This window comes from Bacillus sp. EU55, from assembly GCF_038005925.1.
GTDB classification, from domain to species: Bacteria; Bacillota; Bacilli; order Bacillales; family Bacillaceae; genus Bacillus; species Bacillus velezensis.
Window position 1 is genome coordinate 2,735,141 of the sequence record NZ_JBBOUE010000001.1, and the last position, 17,935, is coordinate 2,753,075.

The window sequence follows — 17,935 nt, forward strand, 5'->3', positions numbered from 1 at the left end:
CGATTAAGCGATGGTTTCAGATTCAGTCACGATCATATCGACCGGAATATCGTGGGGCATGCGGGGAATGCGGTCTGTCAGCTGGCAGTCAAAGAGAAGCGACACGGTACGGCCTTTATAACCGGAGAGGTACCGATCATAATATCCTCCGCCGTATCCGATTCTGAAGCCTTCCCGGTCAAAAGCCACGCCGGGCACAATCACAAGGTCAATGTCTTTTTGGGCGGCTTTTTCCGTCAGGCTCTCGATCGGTTCACTGAGGCCCGCATATACGGTTTCCAGCTGATCATACGCAGAAAATGTACGGAACTCCATCGCTCCCGTCTGCGGAAAGCATTTTGGGATACAGACTTGTTTTTTCTCTTTCCAGGCCTGTTCAATAATCGGCCGTGTCGGAATTTCCAGGCGTGTCGAGATGGTAACGGCGATCACGCGGGCCTGTTTCCATTCTTTTAAAGAAAACAGCGTTTCACGCATGCTGCGGCATTTTTTCTCCCATTCACTTTCTGTCATGTCAGAAAGCTTTGCTTTTATATCGGTTCTGATTTGTGCTTTCACGTTTGTCAAACCTCCCTGAAAGACAAAAAAGCCAGAACTTTATTGAAAGCTCCAGCTTTTTCCGCTGTTTTAAACAGCTTATTTTGTTTCACGGTGTAACGTAGATTTTTTATCACGTGGGCAATATTTTTTAAATTCAACGCGGTCCGGATTGTTGCGTTTGTTCTTTTTAGAAATATAGTTACGCTCACCACATTCAGTGCAAGCCAAAGTAATATTAACGCGCATTATTTTCCCTCCAAACTAAATATCATTTACTTATTCAGACTTATATATAATACCACTATAATGGACGGAATGCTAGAGTGATTTACATGAAATGTTGTTTAAGTGCAGAAAACATCAGTTTACGCTTCTGATCCTCTGAATGAGCCTGCGTCAGATGAAGGGAAAATATGACGAAACAGGACAAAAAAGGACTTTCTGATACGAAATCTATAGAGAAATAACCGTTTGCTCCCCGAATAAAAAAGATTTCCCGACAAAATTCCGTTTTTTTCTCTATTTCCTTTAGAATGGCGGCGTTTTATGGTATAAAAAAGAAGGGCAAATTAATAATAGAAGGTGATGAAACGTGGAAATTGCTATTATTGCGTTGTTTATCGTCAGTATAGCGCTTATTGCATTCTCATATTCTCAAAGAGATCCGATGAAAGACGTGGAACAGGAGCTTGAAACGCTTCAGCTTTCCGCCATGCAGGAAATTTACAAGTTGAAAAAGAAAATGACGGTGCTTGAAGAAGAATTGCTGGAAACCAACCTCGTGATCCGCAAAGCCAAAAGCAGCGGCATTAACCAAAAAATCGCCAAACAAATCATTTCAAAATATAACAACGGAATGTCTGCGGAAGCCATCGCAAAAGCGGAGCACGTGTCTGTCGAGGACGTCAATACCATTATTAAAGATAATGAGAAGGTGCTCGTATGACAAAACGGGGCATTCAGGCTTTTGCAGCAGGCATGATTTTAGCGACGGCCGTTCTCGCCGCTGTCTTCTATTTGACTGACCATGACCAGGCAGCCGCCGTTAAAACCGAAAAAACAGCATTGACAGAAAAAGAAGTAAACAGCTACCTCGACGATCAGCAAAAAGTCTCCGTCAACCGGGATGACTATCAAAAACTTCTTGATTCTAAAGAAAAATCGTTAAACAACGACCAAAACACAGACGACAAAAAGAAAAAAGTAACATACAAACTGACGATTAAAAACGGAATGAGCACTGCTGATGTGTCATCCATTCTTGAAAAAGAAGGGATTATTCCTTCAGCGAAGGACTTTAATGATTACGTCATTGACGCAGGCTACCATAAAGAAATCCGCGCCGGCCATTTCAAAGTCGACTCAGATATGAGCTTTAAAAAAATCGTCAAAACATTAACCCGCTAAAAAAGCTTGCAGGCATCATCCATTCAGATGGATACGGCCGGCAGGCTTTTTTAATAAGCAATATAAAACGGACCCGGTCAATGGCCGGGCCCGTTTTTTTCATCCGAATTTTCCGGTGATATAATCATGTGTTTTTTGATGATCCGGCTGAGAAAATATTTTGTCCGTATCCCCCCACTCTACCAGTTCGCCCATATAGAAAAACGCGGTTTGATCAGAGACCCTCGCAGCCTGCTGCATGTTGTGCGTCACAATGACGATTGTATACTTTTCTTTCAATGTCAAAATCAGCTCTTCTATTTTCCGTGTGGATACGGGGTCGAGAGCGGACGTCGGTTCATCCATCAGAAGGACGTCCGGTTTGGTGGCGAGCGCCCTTGCGATGCACAGCCGCTGCTGCTGACCGCCTGACAGTGAAAGCGCCTGCTGGTGAAGGCGATCTTTCACTTCATCCCAGAGCGCAGCTGCCTTTAAAGATTCCTCGGCGATTTCAAGCAGTTTCTTTTTATTTTTTTCGCCGTGAATTCTCGGACCGTACACGACATTCTCAAATATTGGCTGCGGAAACGGATTGCCTTTTTGAAACACCATACCGATTTGTTTTCTTAATTCTGCCGCATCCGTCTTTTCTTTCAGCAGATTGCGCCCGTTATAGATCATGTCACCTGTCACTTTGACATTCGGAGCCATTTGCAACATTAAGTTTAATGTTTTAATAAAAGTGGATTTCCCGCAGCCGGACGGACCGATGATCGCAGTTACCTTCCGCTCCTCAAAACCGATCGTAATGTCTTTTAAAGCCTGATGGGCTCCGTACCATACGTTCATGCCGTGAATATCAAATAAATTCTGTGTGTGCACCGCTTCCTTCACAAGGCTCACAGTCCTTCCCCCTATCCGAACTTTCCGTTAATGTAGTCATCTGTCTTTTGCGCTTTAGGACTCGTAAAAATTTGTTCTGTCTGCCCGTATTCCACCACTTCCCCGTTTAAAAAGAAAGCCGTTCGGTCAGACACCCTCAGCGCCTGCTGCATGTTATGCGTAACGATAATAATCGAATAATCTTTTTTCAGTTCTGTCAAAAGCGTCTCGATTCTGGCATTTGAAATAGGGTCCAGAGCTGAAGCCGGTTCATCTAAAAGAAGCACGGCAGGTTTCATCGCAAGCGTACGGGCGATGCAAAGGCGCTGCTGCTGGCCGCCTGATAACGAAAGAGCCGATGAATGAAGCCGGTCTTTGACTTCATCCCAAAGCGCAGCCTTCGTTAAGCTTTCCTCGACCGCATCATCCAAAACGGCTTTCCTGCGTTCCCCCGCATACTTCAGCGCATGTGTGATGTTATTGTAAATGGATTTCGGGAACGGATTCGGTTTTTGAAACACCATACCGATCTCCCGTCTGAGAGACACGACATTAATCGCTTCTCCCAAAATATTCAGCCCTTCATAAAGGATCTCTCCCTCGCTTCTTGCCGAAGGAATGGCATCGTTCATTCTGTTAATCTGTCTCAAAAATGTTGATTTCCCGCAGCCGGACGGACCGATCAGAGCCGTCACCGCATGTTTTTCAATATCCATGTTTACATCTTTAACCGCTTGTTTGTCACCGTAATAAATTGATAAATGCTTCACTTCCAAAATTGAAGACTCCGGCGAACGCTTTGTCTGTTCCGCATGTTCCCTGATGATGTGATCAATCATGTTTTCGCCTCTTTCCGATTAGTTTGCCGTAAGCTTTTTATAAATGACAGATCCGAGCCATCTTGCACAAAGGTTAAACAAGAGCACCGAAATCACCAGCACCGCCGAGCCGCCGTTTGCAATCGCTTCGGCGTCAGGGATGATTCCCTGCGTATTGACACTCCATATATGAACCGCCAGCGTCTCAGCCGGCCTGAAAATGTTGAAAGGAGATGATTCAGAAAACGGGTTCAAATCCGTAAAATTCAGCCGCGGCGTTGTCAGTCCCGCTGTAAATAACAATGCGGCCGCTTCTCCGAATACTCTTCCTGATGCGAGAATGGCTCCGGTTAAAATCGAAGGAATCGCACTCGGAATCAGCACCGTTTTGACGGTATGCCATCTCGATACACCTAAAGCGAGAGAAGCTTCTTTCAGCTCCTTAGGAACTGCAGTGAGCGCGCCTTCTGTCACCCGGACCATAACGGGAAGGTTAAAGACGGTTAATGCGAGCGCGCCTCCGATAATCGTGTAGCCCCATCCGGTCAGGTTGACAAACATCAGCATGCCGAACATCCCGATGACAATGGACGGAAGCGAAGACAGCACCTCAATACACGTTCTGATAAAATCAGTGATTTTATTTTGGGGCGCATATTCAGCCATAAAAACGCCGCCCCCCACACCAAGCGGTATCGTGATCAGCATGGTGATAAACAGAATGTAAAAGGAGTTAAAAAGCTGATCCCGTATTCCGCCGCCTGACGCAATGGCGCTCGATTTTGACGTAAGAAAATGCAAGGAGATTTCAGAGACGCCGTGAATAAGAATGTACAAAAACAATCCTGCCAAAATCGCCGCGATTACAGCGGCGCATAACCCGAATACACCGGTGGCCAATTTATCCGTTATTTTCCGGTTCATTACACTTTCCTCCTAGATGACAAGTAGCGTATGAGCAATATAAACAGAAACGACATGATGAGAAGAACGAGCCCCATAGACCATAACGTATTATTTTCAATACTGCCGTATGTGGTATGGCCCATGTTTAACGTAATAATCGTCGTTAATGTTCCCGCCGTATCAAGCAGGCTTTCCGGCAGAAGCTTTGTATTTCCGATAACCATCTGTACGGCGAGTGCTTCTCCGAACGCTCTTGCCATCCCGAGCACGACAGCGGTCAGCAATGTCGGAAACGCCGCCGGGATAAGCACCTTTCTGATTGTCTGCCACCTCGTCGCACCAAGCGCATATGAACCGTCGCGAAGGTGTTTCGGAAGTGACGCAAGCGCATCAGCGGAAATCGATGTAACAGTCGGCAGAATCATTACCGAGAGTACGATCGTCCCCGCCAGAAGGCTGTGACCCGTTCCGCTTGATTTAAAAGAGCCGATAAACGGAACCAATACTGTAAGACCTATGAATCCATAAACGACGGACGGAATGCCGACAAGCAGCTCAATTACCGGCTGCAGCACCTTTTTTCCCCAAGTCGGCGCAATTTCCGTCATAAACACGGCACCCGCAATACCGAGGGGCGCTGCGATCAGAGCAGACAGAACGGTGACCGCAAATGATCCGAAAATAAAAGGCAGCGCGCCGAACTCAGGTTTTGCCTGGGTTGGATTCCAATTCAGACTTGTTAAGAACTCAATCGGGCTTACACCATTTACAAAAAAAGATTGCAGCCCCTTTATGCCGAGAAAAATTGTGATCGCCGCTGATGCCGCAATGATAATCGCGGCACACACAGACACAATCACCCTTCCGCGGACTTCATCCAATTGCCTGTTTTGTTTTGAGCTTATTAAGCGTTCGCTTACAGACTCTTTTTCTCTGTGATTTATCATTTGTTTACACTCCTATAAAGAAGAAGAGGCGGGGAGCCCGCCCTCCCCTCAGCTTTGCTTGCCGTTTGCGTCACGTGTGACTTTCATATCAGAGATCGGAATGTAGCCTTGATCTTTTACGATACTTTTCTGTACTTCATCGCTGTTCATATAGTCAAGAAACGTTTTTGTAAGGCCTGACGCTTCACCTTTCGTATAAGAGTGCTCGTAAGCCCAAATCGGATACTCGCCTGTGACGACGTTTTTCTCTTCCGGTTTGATGCCTCCGATCGATAAAGGCGTTACTTTGTCATCGTTTATATAAGAGAATGCCAGATAACCGATTGCTCCCGGCGTTTCCGCAATGATTTTTTTGACTGTATTGGAGGAATCCTCTGTAATGCCCTCAGCAGGATCTGCTCCGTCAAGCGCGTATTTGACGAACGTAGCGCGTGTTCCTGATGAATCAGGACGGTTCACGAGTGTAATTTTTTGATCTTTACCGCCAAGCTCTTTCCAGTTTTTAATTTTTCCTGTAAAGACGTCTGTCAGCTGTTTTTTGGTTATATCCTTTACGCCCGCACCGGGGTTGACCGCAGCCGCCATCGCCACTACCGCTACTCGGTGGTCTTTTAGGGCTTTTGCATCAATGCCTTCTTTTTCTTCAGCAAAGACATCTGAGTTGCCGATTTGCACTGCCCCTTCAGACACTTGCGAAAGACCTGTTCCTGAACCTCCCGCTTGCACCTGCACATCAGCATCCGGATGCTTTTCCATAAACTTTTCCGCCGCTGCCAGTACTAACGGCTGCATGGCTGATGAACCAGAAATGGTTAAAGAACCTGATGCTTTTTTATCCTCACTTGCAGATTGACTGTCTGTCTTGCCGCTTTCCTTTGCATTTCCGCATGCTGCAGCAACAATCATAACAGCAGCCATCAGAAGCATAAGCATCCATTTGTTTTTTTTCATTTCCTGAATTCCCCCTGCATTTAATGTGTAATTTGTCCTACAGGTCTAGAGTAAAGGGTTCTTGTAAAATGCGTATAAATCAAGTGTTAAGGTTTTGTAAATCCGGATGTTTTTTTGTATAAAAAAAACGCTCACAGATTGTGAGCGTTTTTCTATTAGTTGTTTGTATTGCCGTTTTCAGCGTCTTCCTGAATTTTATCTTCGTTTTTCTGCTTCGTATTATTATCTTCTTGTTTCTTTTTCAGCTCAAAGTATTTGTCCAGAGCTGCTTCCCCAATGTCATTAGTTATTGAATACCTGTCATTATAATTTTCATAAGCCCATGGAACCACTACTGAAATAGCAACTTCAGGATGATCTGCGGGAGCATAAGCCACCAAAGTTGTGTTATAAGTAGAAGCACCAGTTCTTGATTTTATAGGTCCATCATAGAAAGCTTGTGCTGTTCCAGTTTTACCGGCAGGGTGATAACTTTTATTAGCAAAATTTGCTCTCGCAGTCCCTTGAGCTCCATTCATAACAAGTTTAAAGCCTTGTTGAACACGTTCAATTTCACTTTCCGTCATATCAAGACGGTTCATCACTTCCGGATTAACAGATTCAACGACGGCTCCGATACCTTTTTTTGAAGGTTTTCTTACTTCTTTCACGACTTGGGGCTTCATACGATAGCCGCCATTAGCAATGGTCGATACATACTGAGCCATTTGAAGCGGAGTGTATGTGTCATATTGGCCGATCGCAAAATCAAGCAAGAAACCTGACTGTCTTTTAGTTCCCACATATCCTGTAGCTTCGTTAGGCAGATCAATTCCTGTTTTTACCCCTAAACCGAATTCACTGAAGTAATAACGAAATTTATCAAATGCGCTGTAATCAAGCGGAAGTGGATGTCCTGATATATATTTACCCTTACCAATTGCAATCGCAGTTTTGAACATATAAACGTTAGATGAACGCTCAAGTGCAGTTAAATCATTTATCGGCCCCATTACACTTACCGATTTTTTAGGAGGAGAGTCTTTAATATTTAAAACTTCATCCGTAAATATATTTCCGATTTTTATAGCACCTGTTTGATAACCTGTTAACAATGTTGCCCCTTTTACAGCTGAGCCCATGTTATAAGAGGAAGTCATTGTTCCTAGTGCATAATCATCAATTTTATATTTGCCGTCTACTTGTTTAATCTGTTTACCCGCCATTGTAAGCACTTCTCCATTACGTGGATCCATCATTACGACAAATGCTCTGTCAAGCAACTGTGTACTCGGTCTTGCCTTTGCAGCCCTTAAATTTTTCTCAATAATTTTTTCAACGTCTTTTTGCAATTCGGTATCTATAGTGAGCACTAAATCATCCCCGGCTTTACCTTTTGAAACCGTTTCTGTATCTGTTACGTTTCCAGAGGAATCTGTCACATTTCTCACTTTCTCTTTTTGGCCCTGCAGCAGATTTTCATATTGATACTCTAAATAACTTTTTCCTACTCTGTCATTCCTGCTGTAGCCAAGTGACAAATAATGCTCAAGAAGATTTGAAGGGAGTCCTTCGTTGGAGCTCGAGACACTGCCGAGAACTGATTTTAACAACCCTTTATTTGGATAAGACCGTTCCCAGTCAGACGTCACGTCAACCCCCGGCAGCTCATCTAAATGTTCGCTGACGACGGCCATTTCTTTTGCTGAAACCCCTTCATTTTTGATGTATTGAGGCGTCAGTGAGTAGCCTGAATCCATCTGCCTTTTGATCGCAAGGATCTGCATATCTTTTGAAGTGAGTTCATTCAGCTGTTTGTCCGTAATGCGTTTCAGCTGGAGCTGGTATAAATCATCATCAGACAATTTTTTGTCTTCATCTTTTTGCTTTTCTTTGGCCGTAATCAGTTTTTTCGCTTCATCAGGCCTCGTTAACATCCAATAGTCTTTTTTATCCCGTTCAGTCACCTTTTTGGTGCTTACTTTAATCATACCCGACAGTTTTTTTGCGATTTTTAAACGCTGTGCCTGGGTGGTTGAGGCTGAACGTGTATATGTAATCGCATTTAATGCTTTATTCGTTACGATGGGATTAAGGTTCCGGTCGTATATTTTCCCTCTCGGAACAGCCGTGCTGACATCAGACTCTTCTTGCTTATTGGCGGCGTTTTTATAGTCATCACCCTGAACGATCTGCTTGATGCCAAGCTCGACGATAATCCACGTGAAAATAAGAAACGCGGCCAAAAACAAAAAATTAAGCCGGATCGGCAATGATTTTTTCTTTTCTTTGCTTACTGCTATTTTCTTTTTATTTCTCCTCATGACATCACCTTTTCTTATTTACAGAAAGAAATGACACCTTTTGTTCAGGTGCCATTTTTCATTCTAAAGGTTTTTTCGATAATTTTCTACAGATAACCCTTTTATCTTTCTCCTTTTATAAAATTCGGTTCACCCGCCTGTTTTTGTCGGTCCTCTTCCACTGTTTCATCAGAAGTTTCCGTATCCAGTTTAACGTCTTTAATAAAGTAATAAATCAGCGGATGACCAGCTCCGAGCAGCACGAGCGCCGCCGGTATTCCCACTTTTTCCTTCAGCAATGTAACGATCAAAAGGAAGCACAGGATGGAAACGATCCGGCCTGCATTTAAAAACAATTCCCTGAGCACGATGTACTCAATTCTGGCCTTTCTTGCAAGCCGCGCCCGGCCTATTACATCATATGTAAGCGAGACATACGGCACGAGCAGAACAGGATAGCCGATCGCAATAAACACTCCGTATATAAGAAGCGTCGTAAAGCTCATATGAAAAATAATGAGAAACAGGGCGCCGTACAAGATCAATCCGCCGATAAGAATCGCCTTTTTACGCGATCTTTTTTTGATGAGCCTTGATGCAAAATAGTAAGCAAAAAAAGAAACAGCGGAATTGACGAGACCGAATGTCCCGAGCGCCAGCTCACTGTTTGTCGCAATGAACACAAATACGCTGATTAAAAAAACAAAAATCCCTTCTCTCAATCCTTGAAAAAAGTGCGCGTTTGTAATCCGGCGCCAATTCAGATTCGTGTGACGCTCATCATAAACTTTTTTCAGCATAAACCGGCCTTTCGACTCTCTCCGCTTGAGAAAAAAGCTCATGACCACGGCAAGGGCAAATAAGCCGAGCGACAGGCTGAAAATGACTGTATAACCCGTATTGTTTTGAAGTCTTGAGATGACAAACCCGGCCACAATCGGGCCGATCATCCCTGCCGACGAAGATAAAATGCCTAAAAAGCCGTTGAAAAAATCTCTCGTTTCAGGTTCCGTAATTTCGAAAGTCAGCACGTTAAAAGCCAGCCAGTAAAAACCGTATCCCACTCCGAGCACGGCACCGATCAAAATGAGGCGGGAAGCCGCATTTTCCCCGGCAAGGAGCACACTTAAATAAAAAGCCGCCAAAAAGATAACACCGAACCTGAGAATAAACACCCTGTCAATTTTTTTAGCCAGCCGACCCGCCAGAAGAAAGGTAATCGGCTGCATCGTCACGACCGATAAATTGTATATGGCCAAATCAATGAATTTTCCTGACTGTTTCCATAAGTACACATTGACAAAAGTATTTGACAGCGCGATGCCTAATGAGTAAAGGCCGCCAATCGTCAATAACAGCAGCAGACCTTTATTTACTTCGATGTCGCCGATAATTTTTTTTATTTTGCTCATCATTGACTCCCCTTTACTACACATTAGTCTGTCTCACTCAAACTGAGATATGTAAAAAGGAATCAAAGTCAATAAAAAAACAAGGCCTCCCTCGGGAGACCTTGTTTGATCAGAACTATTTATTTTGCTTCGCTGTAAAGGCGGGCAACTTCATCCCAATTTACAACATTCCAGAAAGCTGAAATGTAATCAGGACGGCGGTTTTGGTAGTTCAGGTAGTAAGCATGCTCCCAAACATCAAGACCGAGGACAGGCGTTTTACCCTCTGAAAGCGGTGAATCTTGGTTTGGCGTGCTTGTAATTTCAAGTTTGCCGTTGTTTACAACAAGCCAAGCCCAGCCGGAACCGAAACGGCCGGCAGCCGCTGCAGCGAATTTTTCTTTAAATTGATCGAAGCTTCCGAACGTGCTTTTGATCTCTTCAGCAAGCTCACCAGTCGGTTCGCCTCCGCCGTTTGGAGATAAAAGAGTCCAGAATAAAGAGTGGTTTGCATGTCCGCCGCCATTGTTGCGGACAGCTGTGCGGATATCCTCCGGCACTGCGTTTAAATCAGCGACAAGCTCTTCTACAGATTTCTCTGCAAGAGCTGATCCTTCGATCGCTTTGTTCAGGTTTGTAACGTATGTGTTATGGTGCTTCGTGTGGTGAATCGTCATCGTTTCCTTATCGATATGCGGTTCTAAAGCATCATAAGCGTAAGGCAATTCTGGAAGTTTGTAAGCCATAATTTTTTCCTCCTTTAAATATATGTACTGAAATGCCGCTTTTAGCGAACTTTTCTAATCTCAATGTAACAAAAGAAAGCAAGGTAATCAATGAAAAAGCTCACAATCCGGCGATTCCAGCAGACATATTACACTTTATCCGTTCACGGCCGAAATTAAACCTTCTAAAGCACCGTCCATAAGAAGTATCCAATCATAAAGAGCTGAATGACTCCTTTGGCCGCGACGCTTGTTAAAAAGCCGATTAACGAGCCCAGTCCCACTTTTGCCGCAGACTTGATATCCTTTTGATGAACAAATACCTCAGCGCAGACAGCACCGATAAACGGACCTAATATAATGCCTGCCACGGGAATAACAAAGGGCCCGATCAATAATCCGATCGTGCTTCCCCAGATCGCCGCCCTGCTTCCTCCGTACCTTTTGATGCCAAGTAAGTTTGACACATAGTCAGCTGCGAATAAAACGGCCGCAAATACCGCCTCAATGAGCCAGAAGAGGTAAGAATAAGGACTGAAGGAAAACAGAAATCCGTAGAGGAGAAAACCGGCCACGATAAATATAACGCTTGGGATCACCGGATACACAAGACCGATGAAAGCAATGACGAAGACCGCAATAATAATCAGCCAATACAAAACACTCATAACTTAAACAACCTCCTTTGTTTTACGGAGCATTACCGCTTCCGCTTTTTCTTAATATGTATGATTCCTTACCGCCGCTTTAAATACTCTCACTTGTGTTCATCTCCTGTGAACGATACAATAAGCAACATATACCAGTTTAGGCTAGGAAGTGAAGATATTGAACATATTTACGGCTTTATCGAAAAGTACATACTCTCCGGCAGATATTGCAAAAACACGGTTTCAGGGGATAGGAAAAGCGATCCTTTATGTATTTTTGCTGTCTGTCCTTTTTACGCTGCCGAGCGCTTATTACCTTTGCTCCGGCACCGTAAACTCAATGAACGGTTTCAAAACCGTGTTAGAAAAAGATTTCCCTGATTTCAAAATTTCAAACGGTGAATTGCAGACGAAAGCTTCCGCCTCTAAGGAAACGGAAGCGAACGGGTTTGTTATCGTGTTTGATCCCACTGATGCGTACGGCGCTAAACAAATAGCGGCGAAACAAAACGCGATCGGCATTTTGAAGAATAAAATGGTGCTTGCAGTAGACGGACAGGCGACAGAAATGAATTATTCATTAATGCCTGCTGATATCACTAAAAGTGAAATCATATCAGCTTTAAACCAAAATAAAACGATGATCGTCGCCGTCCTTTCCGTTTTGCTGTTCATTATGACGGCGGCCGGCAAATTCATTGAAGTCTCATTTCTCGCCGTCATCGGCCTGATTATAAAAAATGCGCAAAGAAAGACATTGAATTATCAGCAGCTCTGGAAGCTTTCGGCTTATTCCATTACGCTCTCCACCATATTCTTTACGATTATGCGTGCGCTTGTTATTACGGTGCCGAGTGAATTTTTAGTGAATTGGTTTGTAAACTTTATCATCCTTTTCCTCGTCTTAAAAGAGATACCGCCAAGAAAAACAGCTGTGTAACAAAGACTGCCCCCGGCGGTCTTCTTTTTTGTCATGAACAAAATGGGACAAGCATACAATGAAGTAAAAATGTATGCGGGAGGCGGTTGGAATGAAGCGGCTTACTTTTGTATTCGGCAGTTTATTTGTGATATTCATTATCTTTTACGATCTTAAAATCGGCACGATCCCTTCTCAAGACCTTCCAGCATACGCAGCGGCGGCACAGCCAGCAAAACAGGAAGCTTCATACAGAACGGTTACGGTCAAAAAAGGCGATACGGTGATGTCGATAGTCGGCGCACATAAAGCGCCTGATGATATTGCACAAGATTTTGAAGCGCTGAATCCGAATGTAAAAGCAAACGCCATTCGAGCAGGCACCGCTTATAAATTCCCCGTCTACCGCAATTAAACGTTAATTTCTTGTCAGTTCGGCAAATACACTGTTACAATATAACATGTAAATAGAAGTTGCCTGACATGTAAAAGGCTCAGCCTGCAAAAGCGGTAACTACAATTAAGGAGCGATTGACAAGTGAGTGAAATCACACATCGTACAAAAACGCGTCCCGTCAAAGTGGGACCTTTAACAATAGGCGGAAATAACGAAGTCGTTATTCAGAGTATGACGACGACCAAGACACACGACGTAGAAGCAACAGTTGCGGAAATCAACCGTTTAGCCGAAGCCGGCTGCCAAATTGTCCGGGTGGCATGTCCGGACGAACGCGCCGCTAACGCGATTGCCGACATCAAAAAACAAATTTCCATCCCTCTCGTTGTCGATATTCATTTTGACTACAAGCTTGCATTAAAAGCAATTGAGGGCGGCGCCGACAAAATCAGAATCAACCCGGGTAACATCGGCCGGCGCGAAAAAGTGGAAGCCGTCGTAAAAGCGGCGAAAGAAAAAGGTATTCCGATCCGGATCGGTGTAAACGCGGGTTCTTTGGAAAAACGCATTTTAGAAAAATACGGCTATCCGACTGCTGACGGAATGGTTGAGAGTGCGCTTCATCATATCAAAATCCTGGAAGACCTTGACTTTCATGACATCATCGTCAGCATGAAAGCGTCTGACGTCAATCTCGCCATAGAAGCATACGAAAAAGCGTCAAAAGCATTTGATTATCCGCTCCACCTCGGAATTACAGAATCGGGCACGCTGTTTGCCGGAACGGTAAAAAGCGCGGCCGGACTCGGAGCGATTTTAAGCAAAGGAATCGGAAACACGCTCCGGATCTCTCTGAGCGCCGACCCGGTTGAAGAAGTAAAAGTAGCCAGAGAACTGCTGAAATCATTCGGTCTCGCTTCAAACGCGGCTACGCTTATTTCATGCCCGACATGCGGACGGATCGAAATTGATCTTATCAGCATAGCAAATGAAGTCGAAGAATACATTTCTAAAGTCAAAGCGCCGATTAAAGTAGCCGTTCTCGGGTGCGCCGTTAACGGACCGGGCGAAGCAAGAGAAGCCGATATCGGTATTGCCGGCGCCCGCGGCGAAGGACTTCTTTTCCGCAAAGGCCAAATCGTCCGCAAAGTCCCTGAAGAAACAATGGTCGAAGAGCTGAAAAAAGAAATCGACAAACTGGCAGAAGAACACTACGCAAAGCTTGAAGCAGAAAAAGCAAAAGCAGAACAAGACACACAAAAAGCTTGACGGATAATCCGCCAAGCTTTTTTTTGCGTGTTAGAAAAACGGTGTAATGAAGATGCCCAGCACAAGGGAAACAATACCGATTCCCATCGCCCAGCCGCCTAGAGCGCCCGCTCCTCTTCTTCTGGCGATATAGCCGACGATAATGCCGCATGCCCCTAATAAAACTGGGAGCACGAACAGGGAGATGATAGAAATAGCCAATGCTGCATACCCTATACCCCGGCCTTCGCTTACTCCGTCCCGGTTATCATCGCGGTCTGCTGCTCGGTCAGAAGCACGATAAGGCTCTGAAATTTCGGCCGCTGTCTCTTCTGAATAAACATCACGCGTGATATCCGTTCCTTCCGATCCATGATCCACATAGTAGTCGTTGTCTTTTCGATTTTCGTAATCGTATGCCACCTTCAATTCCCCCTTTTTCTTTTATGAAAGGAGCTTTTTTAGTTTCCGCGTTTTTTACGGAATCATGTTTGCTAAACTTTGCTGGTATTGTCAATTGTTTATGTTACACTTGAAGGGATGAAAATATAGGAGTGTGGACATGTTACGGTTAGGTATAGATATTGACGGCACGGTTACGGCACAGGATACATTTGTCCCTTATTTAAACCGCTCATTTCATCTTTCCATTACCTTGGATGATATGACTGATTATGATCTGACCAAGCTTTTGAACATTACAGCTGAGGAGTTTTGGGAATGGATGAATGTTCATGAAGCAGCCATATATAAAGAAGCAAAGCTCGCGGAATTTGCGAAGCAGGCGCTGGACGGACTGAAAGAAGAGCATCGCCTCATCTACATTACGGCAAGACGCAGCCACTTAGAAGATGTCACGCTGGACTGGTTTGCAAACCGGGACGTTCATTACGATCACATTGAGCTTGTCGGGAGTCATCACAAAGTGGAGGCCGTCAAAAAACACGGCATTGACCTGTTTTTCGAAGATCACCACGGCAACGCGACAATGATCGCAAAAGAAGCGGGCATTCCGGTTATCCTTTTTGATTCCCCTTATAACCAGCTCCCCACCGATTCCAATATTATCAGGGTGCAGAATTGGCTTGAAGCCGTCGCCTGGATCAATAAAAACAAACACAGTCTTCAGCATGTCAGAAGCTGAAAAAACCTCCTGCTTATACAGGAGGTTTTTTATCGGCACGCCGGACAGGTGCCGTAAATTTCAAACTTATGGCCGCTGATTTCATACCCTTCCAAATCATCGTGCAGCTTATCCATCGGACAGGACTCAATTTCCTTCGTTTTCCCGCAGGTTAAACAGATAAAATGGTGATGATGATGGGTATAAGAGCATGTAAAACGGAACAGTTTTTCTCCGGAAAGCTCCGTCGTTTCCAAAATGCCGAGTTCTTCATATAACGAAAGATTTCTGTATATGGTATCAAAGCTCAGACCCGGATAGTCGTCATTTAATGCGGCAAGCACGTTTTTGGCGGTCAGATATTTATCAGAATCAGCAAAAAGCTGCAGCATGTCTTCTCGCTTACTCGTATATTTATACCCTTTTTCTTTCAGCAGGTTCAACGCTTCTTGTACGTTCATGAGGACCTCCCCTTTACAACACGGTATCGCTCCAAAAAGAAAATGGCAGCTGTCTGAACAGCAGGCCATTTTCTTATGATGTATCAAATTATACCTATAAAATGATGAAAAGTAAATGAAAGCCTAGTGAATCGCGGTTTTGAACTTACCGCCCCTCGTTTCATGGGTATTCATGATCGTAATAAAGGCGTTTTTATCAATTTCAAACACAATGGATTTCAATTTAGTCACTTCAAGCCTTGTCACGACCGCGTAAATGACTTCTTTGGTTTCATCCGTATATCCGCCTTTTCCCTGAAGCTTGGTGGTTCCCCGTCCAAGCCGGTGCAATATAGCATCTGAGATCTCAGCATATTGCTCTGCAACAATAATGACCGCTTTTGTTTCATCAAGCCCCTGGATGACGGCGTCAATCGTTTTCATGGCAATATAATAGGTCATGAAAGAATACATTGCCTGCTCCGGACCGAACACAAAACCGGCCCAAATGAAAATAAACACATTGATGAGCATAACGAATTCCCCGACTGAAAAGGGCAGCTTTTTCGTGAGAAGGATACCGAGGATTTCAGTACCGTCCATCGAGCCTCCGTTTCGGATGACAAGGCCTACCCCGAAACCGAGCAAAAGCCCCCCGAATACCGTCGCCAAAATAGGCTGGGTCGTAATGGCCTCCACATGGTGCAATGAGGATTCAATCAGCGCTAAACCGACGATTCCGATAACAGTAGAGATGAGAAATGTTTTTCCGATATATTTATATCCGAAAATCATAAATGGAATGTTGAGTAACACAACGAATAAGGCAAAATTGAGGAGGGGATTGGACATAAAGAGGTGGTCTAAAATTAATGAAACACCGATAATGCCTCCGTCGATAAAATTATTAGGGACCAGAAACAATTCAATACTTACGGCGGCTGAACCCGCCCCGATCAGAATCATAATGACCCTGAAGATAAAGTGTAAAAATGATTCTCTTTTATGCTGTTTATTTGGGGTCATAAAATCTCCTTTCCTATAATAACTATTTTAAACAGTAAGCAACTTTATTTTACCATTAAAAGCTGTAACATTTTAATGATCTGCTCAATACATTATGTCTAAAGAGGTGAAAGTATCGATGATTTTAATACAAAGAATTATTTTGCAGCGGCTCAATCAAGTCACTGCGGACGATCTGCTGAAGTATTCCAAGCAATACGGAATCAGCATTACGAGGAGTCAAGCGGCTGAGGTAGCGGCTCTGATGCACGGAAAAAACATCAATATTTTTGATGATCAGGAGCGGCTGCGCCTGCTGAAAAAAGTGGAAACGATAACCTCAAAAGAAACGGCGCGGAAAGTTGACGAACTTTTCAATCAATTCTCAGGGTAAGAAAGGAGGGACACCCGCCCCTCCTTTCTTTCTTATTGAGCTGATATTTTTTCAAGAAGCTCCTTATCAAACTGCTTTTCTTTCAGCATTTCGATTTCAAAACGGTACGGCGGCTTCTTATTTTTCTTGTCTTCGCCTACATACGGTGTTTCGAGGATTTTCGGAATATCGGCAAGCTGCTCGTGATGAACGATGTACTGCAGAGCGTCAAAACCGATCTCTCCGAACCCGATATTTTCATGGCGGTCTTTCCGGGCGCCTTTGATATTTTTACTGTCGTTAACATGAAGGACTTTTATTCGATCGATGCCGACGATTTTATCAAACTCGTTAAGAACACCGTCAAAATCATTAGCGACATCATACCCGGCGTCATGGGTGTGGCAAGTGTCAAAGCAGACGGATAGATGTTCATTATGCGTGACTCCCGCAATGATCTCGGCCAGCTCTTCAAAGCTTCTCCCGCATTCTGATCCTTTGCCCGCCATTGTTTCCAGCGCAATCTGCACGTTTTGACCGGGAACAATCACTTCGTTTAAACCTTCAATGATTTTTTTGATGCCCGTCTCAGCCCCGGCTCCGACATGCGCTCCTGGATGAAGCACGATCTGTTTCGCGCCGATCGCTGCCGTTCTTTCAATTTCAGAACGCAGAAAATCAACGCCCAGCTCAAACGTTGCCGGATTTGTCGTATTTCCGATGTTAATGATGTACGGCGCATGCACGACAATCTCGTCGATGCCGTTTTCCTTCATATGGGCGCGGCCCGCTTCAATATTCAAGTCTTCAATTTTTTTGCGGCGCGTGTTTTGGGGAGCGCCCGTATAGATCATAAATGTATTCGCCCCGTACGAAACAGCTTCCTTGCTTGCGGCAAGGAGCATATGTTTTCCGCTCATTGAGACGTGTGAACCTATTTTCAGCAACCCGA

The 17,935-nt window shown here is 44.3% G+C and carries 22 protein-coding genes; 7 read left to right on the plus strand and 15 right to left on the minus strand.

Translation table 11 applies throughout. The annotated features are described in order from the left end of the window. Positions 1-3: 3 nt before the first annotated feature. Together NYE50_RS13860 and rpmG are read right to left on the minus strand one after the other, a co-directional pair. Positions 4-558, minus strand: coding sequence for a 5-formyltetrahydrofolate cyclo-ligase (locus NYE50_RS13860; protein WP_017418150.1), 555 nt, complete (start codon positions 556-558; stop codon positions 4-6). Positions 559-636: 78 nt separating this feature from the next. Next, the gene (rpmG, locus tag NYE50_RS13865; protein WP_003153056.1) at positions 637-786 is read right to left on the minus strand and encodes a 50S ribosomal protein L33; all 150 of its coding nucleotides are present in this window, start codon (positions 784-786) and stop codon (positions 637-639) included. 346 nt (positions 787-1,132) lie between these two features. Between rpmG and NYE50_RS13870 the strand changes: the two genes are divergently transcribed. Continuing rightward, positions 1,133-1,486 carry a hypothetical protein gene (locus NYE50_RS13870; RefSeq protein WP_003153047.1) on the plus strand — a complete coding sequence of 118 codons (354 nt, stop codon included), beginning with the start codon at positions 1,133-1,135 and terminating at the stop codon, positions 1,484-1,486. Further along, positions 1,483-1,947: an endolytic transglycosylase MltG gene (locus tag NYE50_RS13875; RefSeq protein ID WP_022552954.1), complete on the plus strand. Its 465-nt coding sequence runs from the start codon at positions 1,483-1,485 to the stop codon at positions 1,945-1,947. The genes NYE50_RS13870 and NYE50_RS13875 overlap by 4 nt, the downstream gene beginning before the upstream one ends. Before the next feature lie 99 nt (positions 1,948-2,046). Here NYE50_RS13875 and pstB (NYE50_RS13880) read toward each other — a convergent pair whose 3' ends face one another. From pstB (NYE50_RS13880) to NYE50_RS13920, 9 genes are all read right to left on the minus strand, one after another. Beyond that, a complete protein-coding gene (gene pstB / locus NYE50_RS13880) occupies positions 2,047-2,829 on the minus strand; it encodes a phosphate ABC transporter ATP-binding protein PstB (protein WP_159354378.1) in 783 nt (260 codons plus the stop codon). Positions 2,830-2,840: 11 nt separating this feature from the next. Next, positions 2,841-3,647 (minus strand): phosphate ABC transporter ATP-binding protein PstB, encoded by an 807-nt coding sequence (gene pstB / locus NYE50_RS13885; RefSeq protein ID WP_014418390.1) that lies wholly within the window; start codon positions 3,645-3,647, stop codon positions 2,841-2,843. An 18-nt stretch (positions 3,648-3,665) separates the two neighbouring features. Next, a complete protein-coding gene (gene pstA, locus NYE50_RS13890) occupies positions 3,666-4,550 on the minus strand; it encodes a phosphate ABC transporter permease PstA (protein ID WP_007408306.1) in 885 nt (294 codons plus the stop codon). Then, a complete protein-coding gene (gene pstC, locus NYE50_RS13895; RefSeq protein ID WP_007612605.1) occupies positions 4,550-5,479 on the minus strand; it encodes a phosphate ABC transporter permease subunit PstC in 930 nt (309 codons plus the stop codon). The genes pstA and pstC overlap by 1 nt, the downstream gene beginning before the upstream one ends. 48 nt (positions 5,480-5,527) lie before the next feature. Continuing rightward, the gene (locus NYE50_RS13900; RefSeq protein WP_007408304.1) at positions 5,528-6,430 is read right to left on the minus strand and encodes a phosphate ABC transporter substrate-binding protein; all 903 of its coding nucleotides are present in this window, start codon (positions 6,428-6,430) and stop codon (positions 5,528-5,530) included. A 155-nt stretch (positions 6,431-6,585) separates the two neighbouring features. After that, the gene (locus NYE50_RS13905) at positions 6,586-8,733 is read right to left on the minus strand and encodes a peptidoglycan D,D-transpeptidase FtsI family protein (RefSeq protein ID WP_159354379.1); all 2,148 of its coding nucleotides are present in this window, start codon (positions 8,731-8,733) and stop codon (positions 6,586-6,588) included. A gap of 101 nt (positions 8,734-8,834) precedes the next feature. Further along, complete coding sequence (locus tag NYE50_RS13910) at positions 8,835-10,124, minus strand: MFS transporter (RefSeq protein WP_159354380.1); 1,290 nt, start codon at positions 10,122-10,124, stop codon at positions 8,835-8,837. Positions 10,125-10,243: 119 nt separating this feature from the next. Further along, positions 10,244-10,849 carry a superoxide dismutase SodA gene (sodA, locus tag NYE50_RS13915; protein WP_060964747.1) on the minus strand — a complete coding sequence of 202 codons (606 nt, stop codon included), beginning with the start codon at positions 10,847-10,849 and terminating at the stop codon, positions 10,244-10,246. A 164-nt stretch (positions 10,850-11,013) separates the two neighbouring features. After that, a complete protein-coding gene (locus NYE50_RS13920; protein ID WP_060964746.1) occupies positions 11,014-11,496 on the minus strand; it encodes a DUF456 domain-containing protein in 483 nt (160 codons plus the stop codon). 160 nt (positions 11,497-11,656) lie between these two features. Here NYE50_RS13920 and NYE50_RS13925 point away from each other — a divergent pair, with 160 nt between their 5' ends. The 3 genes from NYE50_RS13925 (at position 11,657) to ispG (ending at position 14,063) form a co-directional block, all read left to right on the plus strand. Continuing rightward, entirely contained in the window at positions 11,657-12,418 is a 762-nt protein-coding gene (locus NYE50_RS13925; protein WP_201448497.1) for a DUF1189 domain-containing protein, read from the plus strand. A 91-nt stretch (positions 12,419-12,509) separates the two neighbouring features. Then, complete coding sequence (locus NYE50_RS13930) at positions 12,510-12,812, plus strand: LysM peptidoglycan-binding domain-containing protein (protein ID WP_025285006.1); 303 nt, start codon at positions 12,510-12,512, stop codon at positions 12,810-12,812. Between the two features lie 132 nt (positions 12,813-12,944). Next, entirely contained in the window at positions 12,945-14,063 is a 1,119-nt protein-coding gene (gene ispG / locus NYE50_RS13935) for a flavodoxin-dependent (E)-4-hydroxy-3-methylbut-2-enyl-diphosphate synthase (protein ID WP_174994773.1), read from the plus strand. 30 nt (positions 14,064-14,093) lie between these two features. Here the strand turns inward: ispG and NYE50_RS13940 are convergent, their stop codons facing one another. Continuing rightward, positions 14,094-14,471 carry a DUF308 domain-containing protein gene (locus tag NYE50_RS13940; RefSeq protein WP_101605443.1) on the minus strand — a complete coding sequence of 126 codons (378 nt, stop codon included), beginning with the start codon at positions 14,469-14,471 and terminating at the stop codon, positions 14,094-14,096. 133 nt (positions 14,472-14,604) lie between these two features. Here NYE50_RS13940 and NYE50_RS13945 point away from each other — a divergent pair, with 133 nt between their 5' ends. Then, entirely contained in the window at positions 14,605-15,186 is a 582-nt protein-coding gene (locus NYE50_RS13945) for a 5' nucleotidase, NT5C type (RefSeq protein ID WP_060964742.1), read from the plus strand. A 29-nt stretch (positions 15,187-15,215) separates the two neighbouring features. On the opposite strand, the gene NYE50_RS13950 is transcribed toward NYE50_RS13945, so the two are convergent. Together NYE50_RS13950 and NYE50_RS13955 are read right to left on the minus strand one after the other, a co-directional pair. After that, positions 15,216-15,626 (minus strand): Fur family transcriptional regulator, encoded by a 411-nt coding sequence (locus NYE50_RS13950; RefSeq protein WP_003153018.1) that lies wholly within the window; start codon positions 15,624-15,626, stop codon positions 15,216-15,218. A gap of 123 nt (positions 15,627-15,749) precedes the next feature. Next, positions 15,750-16,631, minus strand: coding sequence for a YitT family protein (locus NYE50_RS13955; protein WP_007408296.1), 882 nt, complete (start codon positions 16,629-16,631; stop codon positions 15,750-15,752). A 118-nt stretch (positions 16,632-16,749) separates the two neighbouring features. On the opposite strand from NYE50_RS13955, the gene NYE50_RS13960 reads away from it, so the two are divergent. Then, on the plus strand, positions 16,750-17,004 hold the full coding sequence (locus tag NYE50_RS13960; RefSeq protein ID WP_014418397.1) for a DUF2624 domain-containing protein: 255 nt from the start codon (positions 16,750-16,752) through the stop codon (positions 17,002-17,004). A gap of 32 nt (positions 17,005-17,036) precedes the next feature. Here the strand turns inward: NYE50_RS13960 and NYE50_RS13965 are convergent, their stop codons facing one another. Beyond that, positions 17,037-17,930: a deoxyribonuclease IV gene (locus tag NYE50_RS13965; protein ID WP_014418398.1), complete on the minus strand. Its 894-nt coding sequence runs from the start codon at positions 17,928-17,930 to the stop codon at positions 17,037-17,039. Positions 17,931-17,935: the final 5 nt, after the last annotated feature.

Coding starts and splice junctions, on each gene's coding strand:
- rpmG (WP_003153056.1), bottom strand. CDS start 786: ATGCGCGTTAATATTACTTTGGCTTGCACTGAATGTGGTGAGCGTAAC.
- NYE50_RS13875 (WP_022552954.1), top strand. CDS start 1,483: ATGACAAAACGGGGCATTCAGGCTTTTGCAGCAGGCATGATTTTAGCG.
- pstB (WP_014418390.1), bottom strand. CDS start 3,647: ATGATTGATCACATCATCAGGGAACATGCGGAACAGACAAAGCGTTCG.
- pstA (WP_007408306.1), bottom strand. CDS start 4,550: ATGAACCGGAAAATAACGGATAAATTGGCCACCGGTGTATTCGGGTTA.
- pstC (WP_007612605.1), bottom strand. CDS start 5,479: ATGATAAATCACAGAGAAAAAGAGTCTGTAAGCGAACGCTTAATAAGC.
- NYE50_RS13900 (WP_007408304.1), bottom strand. CDS start 6,430: ATGAAAAAAAACAAATGGATGCTTATGCTTCTGATGGCTGCTGTTATG.
- NYE50_RS13905 (WP_159354379.1), bottom strand. CDS start 8,733: ATGAGGAGAAATAAAAAGAAAATAGCAGTAAGCAAAGAAAAGAAAAAA.
- NYE50_RS13910 (WP_159354380.1), bottom strand. CDS start 10,124: ATGAGCAAAATAAAAAAAATTATCGGCGACATCGAAGTAAATAAAGGT.
- sodA (WP_060964747.1), bottom strand. CDS start 10,849: ATGGCTTACAAACTTCCAGAATTGCCTTACGCTTATGATGCTTTAGAA.
- NYE50_RS13920 (WP_060964746.1), bottom strand. CDS start 11,496: ATGAGTGTTTTGTATTGGCTGATTATTATTGCGGTCTTCGTCATTGCT.
- NYE50_RS13930 (WP_025285006.1), top strand. CDS start 12,510: ATGAAGCGGCTTACTTTTGTATTCGGCAGTTTATTTGTGATATTCATT.
- NYE50_RS13945 (WP_060964742.1), top strand. CDS start 14,605: ATGTTACGGTTAGGTATAGATATTGACGGCACGGTTACGGCACAGGAT.
- NYE50_RS13950 (WP_003153018.1), bottom strand. CDS start 15,626: ATGAACGTACAAGAAGCGTTGAACCTGCTGAAAGAAAAAGGGTATAAA.
- NYE50_RS13955 (WP_007408296.1), bottom strand. CDS start 16,631: ATGACCCCAAATAAACAGCATAAAAGAGAATCATTTTTACACTTTATC.
- NYE50_RS13960 (WP_014418397.1), top strand. CDS start 16,750: ATGATTTTAATACAAAGAATTATTTTGCAGCGGCTCAATCAAGTCACT.